The following is a 562-nucleotide window of genomic DNA, read 5'->3' on the forward strand; positions in this document are numbered from 1 at the left end:
GTCGATATGTTGACCACCGCGCCGAGCAGGCCTTGCGCCAGATCGGCGACCGAAGCGGGCCCATCGGCGGCAAATGTCGGCGCCGTGAAGGACGGGACAGCGACGGCGCTGACAAGAAGTGCCGCCGCGCCGGCGATGAATGTCCGCCGCGCCGCGCGCAAAATTGTATTGGATGTCATCGAGAAGCCTCCCGGTATTCTTGAAAAGAAAAGCGCTTCGACGAAAACGCCGCGTCACGCCATGTTGGCAAAAAATACGGCACGTTTGCGGCTATGACTATCGGCAGAGGATAAATCATCGCCGCCCTCATGCGCCTCGTACCAGCCAGACGATGCCGACGCCGATCGCGATCGCCGCCAGCCCGGCAATCCGCAGCGCGTTCTCGGGCAGCGACAGCACTTCGGTGGCAAGCTTCCTGGCCAGGCCGGGAAAGCCGCCATAGACCAGACCCTCTATGACGAGGACGAGGCCCATGGCGGCAAGAAAATCCTGCACCGGCCGCTACTGGCCGGTGCTGGGCTGTGCCGCCGGCGCGGCGGGGGCCGTCGCCGGCGCGGTTTGC

General features: G+C 64.9%; 1 protein-coding gene and 1 pseudogene. Both read right to left on the minus strand.

Going from position 1 to position 562, the window contains the following annotated elements; genetic code table 11:
* Positions 1-179, minus strand: a pseudogene (locus tag EN955_RS34615) (serine protease); the annotation flags it as partial.
* 127 nt (positions 180-306) lie between these two features.
* The gene (locus tag EN955_RS34620; protein WP_013531032.1) at positions 307-495 is read right to left on the minus strand and encodes a DUF2065 domain-containing protein; all 189 of its coding nucleotides are present in this window, start codon (positions 493-495) and stop codon (positions 307-309) included.
* Positions 496-562 lie beyond the last annotated feature (67 nt).

Origin of the sequence: Mesorhizobium sp. M7A.F.Ca.CA.001.04.2.1 (assembly GCF_003998485.1) — a bacterium.
GTDB lineage: Bacteria > Pseudomonadota > Alphaproteobacteria > Rhizobiales > Rhizobiaceae > Mesorhizobium > Mesorhizobium ciceri.